The organism is Tenacibaculum sp. TB-56, from assembly GCF_059716275.2.
Genome location: NZ_CM201367.1, coordinates 1,717,501 through 1,725,000, shown reverse-complemented (window position 1 = coordinate 1,725,000; position 7,500 = coordinate 1,717,501). Strand labels below are relative to the sequence as shown.

2 tRNA genes and 4 rRNA genes (2 of these 6 cut by a window edge) are annotated in these 7,500 nt (G+C 44.1%); all 6 read right to left on the bottom strand.

The features are described 5' to 3' along the window. Window positions 1-1,605 (bottom strand): 23S ribosomal RNA (locus AC3VI6_RS08345) (it extends 1,269 nt beyond the left edge of the window). 229 nt (window positions 1,606-1,834) lie between these two features. After that, window positions 1,835-1,911 (bottom strand) — tRNA-Ala (locus tag AC3VI6_RS08340). A gap of 159 nt (window positions 1,912-2,070) precedes the next feature. Next, window positions 2,071-2,144 (bottom strand) — tRNA-Ile (locus AC3VI6_RS08335). Between the two features lie 78 nt (window positions 2,145-2,222). Further along, window positions 2,223-3,737, bottom strand: a 16S ribosomal RNA gene (locus tag AC3VI6_RS08330). A gap of 1,100 nt (window positions 3,738-4,837) precedes the next feature. Next, window positions 4,838-4,946 (bottom strand): 5S ribosomal RNA (gene rrf / locus AC3VI6_RS08325). A 162-nt stretch (window positions 4,947-5,108) separates the two neighbouring features. Further along, window positions 5,109-7,500 (bottom strand): 23S ribosomal RNA (locus tag AC3VI6_RS08320); it runs 482 nt beyond the window's last position. Together the 16S, 23S and 5S rRNA genes with 2 tRNA genes alongside form the textbook arrangement of a ribosomal RNA operon.

Here is a 7,500-nt window from a genome sequence, read left to right as displayed (position 1 = left end):
AGAGGTTTTTCTTGGAAGTTTTTAGGCACACTATCCACGCATCCGAAGACTTGTGGTACTATCACACTTCAGCTAAACCAGCGGATTTGCCTACCAGTCTAATACCTAAATGTTTCAACGAACTATTCCGTCAGTTCGCGGTGCTTTCACTACTCCGTCACCCCATCGCAGTTATAAGAAGTACAGGAATATTAACCTGTTGTCCATCGACTACTCCCTTCGGATTCGCCTTAGGTCCCGACTAACCCTCAGCTGATTAGCATCGCTGAGGAAACCTTAGTCTTTCGGTGAGGGGGTTTCTCGCCCCCTTTATCGTTACTTATGCCTACATTTTCTTTTCTATACGTTCCAGCATGCCTCACAGCACACCTTCAGCACATATAGAATGCTCCCCTACCACTTTTAAAAGTCCATAGCTTCGGTAATATGTTTATGCCCGATTATTATCCATGCTCGACCGCTCGACTAGTGAGCTGTTACGCACTCTTTAAATGAATGGCTGCTTCCAAGCCAACATCCTAGCTGTCTGGGCAGTCAAACCTCGTTTTTTCAACTTAACATATATTTGGGGACCTTAGCTGATGGTCTGGGTTCTTTCCCTCTCGGACATGAACCTTAGCACCCATGCCCTCACTGCTGAAAAACATTTTATAGCATTCGGAGTTTGTCAGGAATTGGTAGGCGGTGAAGCCCCCGCATCCAATCAGTAGCTCTACCTCTATAAAACTTTTATTCAACGCTGCACCTAAATGCATTTCGGGGAGTACGAGCTATTTCCGAGTTTGATTGGCCTTTCACCCCTACCCACAGGTCATCCAAAGACTTTTCAACGTCAACTGGTTCAGTTCATCCACTGTGTGTTACCACAGCTTCAACCTGCCCATGGGTAGATCACTCGGTTTCGCGTCTACTACTACTAACTAATCGCGCCCTATTCAGACTCGCTTTCGCTTCGGCTCCGATCCTTAAAATCTTAACCTTGCTAGTAACAGTAACTCGTAGGCTCATTATGCAAAAGGCACGCCGTCACACAGTTAATGTGCTTCGACCGCTTGTAGGCGTACGGTTTCAGGTTCTCTTTCACTCCCTTACTTAGGGTTCTTTTCACCTTTCCCTCACGGTACTAGTTCACTATCGGTCTTTCAGGAGTATTTAGCCTTACCGGATGGTCCCGGTGGATTCATACAGGATTACACGTGTCCCGCACTACTCAGGGTACTGCTATATCCTCTTCGATTACCTGTACGAGACTATCACTCTCTTCGGTTCGTCTTTCCAAACGATTCCAGTTCTCTTAGATTCTAATGTCGCAGCCCTACAACCCCAATATTGCCGTAACAACATTGGTTTGGGCTAATCCGCGTTCGCTCGCCACTACTAACGGAATCACTTTTGTTTTCTCTTCCTCTGGTTACTTAGATGTTTCAGTTCACCAGGTTTGCCCCACTTACGTGGTAATACATCTTCAATGTACTGGGTTGCCCCATTCGGAAATCTACGGATCATAAAATATGTGCTTCTCCCCGTAGCTTATCGCAGCTTATCGCGTCCTTCATCGCCTCTGAAAGCCTAGGCATCCTCCATACGCCCTTATTTAGCTTATTGTACTTTTTGCTCTAGCTTTACGCTAGAACGAGCTCTTTATAATTCTTGTTCTTATAAAAATATGTTGTTAGATATTATCTAACTCTCTATCTTGATTCTTTACGATATCATTTTACCAATATGTCAATGAACGTTGTGGCGAGTCGCCACTGACAAGTAATTAAACTTGTTAGTCACAATCTGCCTGCAATACTCTTGAAGATAATATTACTTATCTCCAGGCATCGCCTGGTGGAGAATATCGGAGTCGAACCGATGACCTCTTGCGTGCAAGGCAAGCGCTCTAGCCAGCTGAGCTAATCCCCCATCTCTTTTAGTTATGAGTTATTAGTCGTTAGTTATTAGTTGGTGTGAGTTTAACTTAAAACTTAGCACTCAACACGTAAAACCAAATCCCTCAACTTCTAAAATTTCCTTTAACTAAAATCTTTCAATTCTTTAATCATTCAATCTTTGAATAATTTGTAGTCTCGGGCAGACTCGAACTGCCGACCTCTACATTATCAGTGTAGCGCTCTAACCAGCTGAGCTACGAGACTATAAGATCTTAGTCTATTTTTAAAATTAACAGCAAAGAGTAAAATTAACCTCTTATGTAACTCACCATCTTTCTCTAGAAAGGAGGTGTTCCAGCCGCACCTTCCGGTACGGCTACCTTGTTACGACTTAGCCCTAGTTACCAGTTTTACCCTAGGCAGCTCCTTGCGGTAACCGACTTCAGGCACCCCCAGCTTCCATGGCTTGACGGGCGGTGTGTACAAGGCCCGGGAACGTATTCACCGGATCATGGCTGATATCCGATTACTAGCGATTCCAGCTTCACGGAGTCGAGTTGCAGACTCCGATCCGAACTGTGATATGGTTTATAGATTCGCTCCAACTCGCGTTGTGGCTGCTCATTGTCCATACCATTGTAGCACGTGTGTAGCCCAGGACGTAAGGGCCGTGATGATTTGACGTCATCCCCACCTTCCTCGCGGTTTGCACCGGCAGTCTCGCTAGAGTCCTCAGCATTACCTGCTAGCAACTAACGATAGGGGTTGCGCTCGTTATAGGACTTAACCTGACACCTCACGGCACGAGCTGACGACAACCATGCAGCACCTTGTAAAGTGTCCGAAGAAAAAGGTATCTCTACCCCTGTCACTCTACATTTAAGCCCTGGTAAGGTTCCTCGCGTATCATCGAATTAAACCACATGCTCCACCGCTTGTGCACGCCGTCAATTCCTTTGAGTTTCAATCTTGCGATCGTACTCCCCAGGTGGGACACTTATCACTTTCGCTTAGTCACTGAATTTGCACCCAACAACTAGTGTCCATCGTTTACGGCGTGGACTACCAGGGTATCTAATCCTGTTCGCTCCCCACGCTTTCGTCCATGAGCGTCAGTATATACGTAGTAGACTGCCTTCGCAATCGGTATTCTAAGTAATATCTATGCATTTCACCGCTACACTACTTATTCTATCTACTTCCGTATAACTCAAGTCAACCAGTATCAAAGGCAGTTCCATAGTTAAGCTATGGGATTTCACCTCTGACTTAATTGACCGCCTGCGGACCCTTTAAACCCAATGATTCCGGATAACGCTTGCACCCTCCGTATTACCGCGGCTGCTGGCACGGAGTTAGCCGGTGCTTATTCTTACAGTACCGTCAAGGAACTACACGTAGTTCTGTTTCTTCCTGTATAAAAGCAGTTTACAACCCATAGGGCAGTCTTCCTGCACGCGGCATGGCTGGTTCAGAGTTGCCTCCATTGACCAATATTCCTCACTGCTGCCTCCCGTAGGAGTCTGGTCCGTGTCTCAGTACCAGTGTGGGGGATAATCCTCTCAGACCCCCTACCTATCGTTGCCATGGTAAGCCGTTACCTTACCATCTAGCTAATAGGACGCATAGTCATCTTGTACCGATAAATCTTTAACTAAATTGTGATGCCACATCTCAGTATTATGGAGTATTAATCTTCATTTCTAAAGGCTATCCTCCTGTACAAGGCAGATTCTATACGCGTTACGCACCCGTTCGCCGGTCGTCAGCGGTGCAAGCACCCTGTTACCCCTCGACTTGCATGTGTTAAGCCTGCCGCTAGCGTTCATCCTGAGCCAGGATCAAACTCTTCATTGTAAAATCTTTAATTATTTTAAATGTTAAGTTCCAAAAGAATTTTTTCGGTAATCTTATAGATTATCCATGGTAATTCTACTCTTTTAATTACGCTGTCAATTTCAATATTTTCAATGAACGTGGCGAGTCGCCAATAACAAGCCTTAAACTCATCTCTTTAACTCAACCTTCTTGTAGAAACACTAGACTCGAACTAGTAGCTTATCGCTTTCCAAAATCTCTCTGATCGTAACCGCTTTCTTAAAGCGGGTGCAAACATACAAACTCTTTTTATTCTGACAAAAACTTTTTTGAAGTTTTTTTTCGTTTGTTTACTGCACTATTTTAATGAACTATTCCCGTTAAAATCGGACTGCAAAGATACTACGTTTAACTTTAATAAAACAAGAAAAAATTAAACTATTTTTTAACCTTTTCTTGATGTATCCTACACCCTATTTTAATGAACTCTTGCTAACTTATTAGCTTACCGCCATTCCGTTTGCGGGTGCAAATATAGATACCTTTTTCCTTATAACAAGCACTTTTTTTTCCTTTTTTCACAAGCCTTTTTTAATGCTTTAAAAATTAATGCTTTACGTTCGGAAGTTTTTTAGTTTAGAGCTTGGATCACTTTACTAAATCTCCCTTTTTAAGGACTCTTCCTTCATTTATTAACTTTGGAAGCCTAGTTAAAAACTCTAAAAATTAGGGGTGATGTAACATCTCTGCTTAAGTTACCAACAACTACTTTCTCTTTTTCTTGTGATCTCGCTTCTTCTTCATCCTTGAAAACATAGCCTTATACTCCGAAACATCTACGTATCCTCTACTCTTTGATACTATAACCTACAAACTTACTATATAACAGTAAATAATACCTTCTTCTAAAGTCTACGTGTTTTTATCCTTTATAGTAGTTTAAATCCTATGATAACACTTAGGCTATAAATATAAGAGGTTAGATAAAAGCTTAAGTTATTTGTAGGTTTTCTATGATTTGCTTTCATAGCCATTGTAAAATCTACCTGTATACCTATTTCCTGTTAAGGATATATTATAGTATTCTAAAAAAAGTGCAAAAAAAACCTCAATCTACTAAAAGATTGAGGTTTGTTAAAGAAAGGCAACGACCTACTCTCCCACCAGTGGCAGTACCATCGGCGCTAATGGGCTTAACTTCTCTGTTCGGAATGGTAAGAGGTGAGCCCCATTGCGATAATCACCTTAAATTGTTAATTGAAAAATTAAACGATTAAATAATTGAAAGATTCTATCAGTTTTTAATCTTTAAATATTTTAATTCTTCAATAATTAATAAGTTAACATATTAGTAAAATCATATCCTAAATCTATCAAAGAGTTTGCTCCCGGCCACTAGGACCGGGATACGTACATAAGCCTATGGGTTATTAGTACTACTCAGCTACATACATTACTGCACTTACACTTATAGCCTATCAACGTGGTGATCTTCCACGACCCTTTAAAGAAATCTCATCTTGTGGTGGGTTTCGCGCTTATATGCTTTCAGCGCTTATCCCTTCCCGACGTAGCTACTCTGCAGTGCCCCTGGCGAGACAACAGATACACTAGAGGTCAGTCCAACTCGGTCCTCTCGTACTAAAGTCAGATCCACTCAAATTTCTAACGCCCACAGCAGATAGAGACCGAACTGTCTCACGACGTTCTGAACCCAGCTCGCGTGCCACTTTAATGGGCGAACAGCCCAACCCTTGGGACCTTCTCCAGCCCCAGGATGTGACGAGCCGACATCGAGGTGCCAAACCCCCCCGTCGATGTGAGCTCTTGGGGGAGATCAGCCTGTTATCCCCGGAGTACCTTTTATCCTTTGAGCGATGGCCCTTCCATGCGGAACCACCGGATCACTATGCTCTACTTTCGTACCTGATCGACCTGTATGTCTCTCAGTCAAGCTCCCTTATGCCATTGCACTCTACGCACGGTTACCAAGCGTGCTGAGGGAACCTTTAGAAGCCTCCGTTACTCTTTTGGAGGCGACCACCCCAGTCAAACTACCCACCACGCACTGTTCTCATTGCTGAGTTAGGCTCTAGATAAGCAAAGGGTGGTATTTCAAGGATGACTCCACAACGCCTAGCGACGCTGCTTCAAAGTCTCCCACCTATCCTACACATTACTTATCCAAAGTCAATACGAAGCTATAGTAAAGGTTCACGGGGTCTTTTCGTCCCGCTGCGGGTAATCGGCATCTTCACCGATACTACAATTTCACCGAGCTCATGGCTGAGACAGTATCCAGATCGTTGCACCATTCGTGCAGGTCGGAACTTACCCGACAAGGAATTTCGCTACCTTAGGACCGTTATAGTTACGGCCGCCGTTTACTGGGGCTTCATTTGATTGCTTCGCCGAAGCTAACAACTCCACTTAACCTTCCAGCACCGGGCAGGTGTCAGGCCTTATACATCATCTTTCAATTTAGCAAAGCCCTGTGTTTTTGATAAACAGTCGCCTGGATCTTTTCACTGCGGCCAACATTGCTGTTGGCGACTCTTCTCCCGAAGTTACGAGTCTATTTTGCCTAGTTCCTTAGCCATGAATCTCTCGAGCACCTTAGAATTCTCATCCCAACTACCTGTGTCGGTTTACGGTACGGGTTCTTATAACCTGAAGCTTAGAGGTTTTTCTTGGAAGTTTTTAGGCACACTATCCACGCATCCGAAGACTTGTGGTACTATCACACTTCAGCTAAACCGGCGGATTTGCCTACCAGTCTAATACCTAAATGTTTCAACGAACTATTCCGTCAGTTCGCGGTGCTTTCACTACTCCGTCACCCCATCGCAGTTATAAGAAGTACAGGAATATTAACCTGTTGTCCATCGACTACTCCCTTCGGATTCGCCTTAGGTCCCGACTAACCCTCAGCTGATTAGCATCGCTGAGGAAACCTTAGTCTTTCGGTGAGGGGGTTTCTCGCCCCCTTTATCGTTACTTATGCCTACATTTTCTTTTCTATACGTTCCAGCATGCCTCACAGCACACCTTCAGCACATATAGAATGCTCCCCTACCACTTTTAAAAGTCCATAGCTTCGGTAATATGTTTATGCCCGATTATTATCCATGCTCGACCGCTCGACTAGTGAGCTGTTACGCACTCTTTAAATGAATGGCTGCTTCCAAGCCAACATCCTAGCTGTCTGGGCAGTCAAACCTCGTTTTTTCAACTTAACATATATTTGGGGACCTTAGCTGATGGTCTGGGTTCTTTCCCTCTCGGACATGAGCCTTAGCACCCATGCCCTCACTGCTGAAAAACATTTTATAGCATTCGGAGTTTGTCAGGAATTGGTAGGCGGTGAAGCCCCCGCATCCAATCAGTAGCTCTACCTCTATAAAACTTTTATTCAACGCTGCACCTAAATGCATTTCGGGGAGTACGAGCTATTTCCGAGTTTGATTGGCCTTTCACCCCTACCCACAGGTCATCCAAAGACTTTTCAACGTCAACTGGTTCGGTTCATCCACTGTGTGTTACCACAGCTTCAACCTGCCCATGGGTAGATCACTCGGTTTCGCGTCTACTACTACTAACTAATCGCGCCCTATTCAGACTCGCTTTCGCTTCGGCTCCGATCCTTAAAATCTTAACCTTGCTAGTAACAGTAACTCGTAGGCTCATTATGCAAAAGGCACGCCGTCACACAGTTAATGTGCTTCGACCGCTTGTAGGCGTACGGTTTCAGGTTCTCTTTCACTCCCTTACTTAGGGTTCTTTTCACCTTTCCCTCACGGTA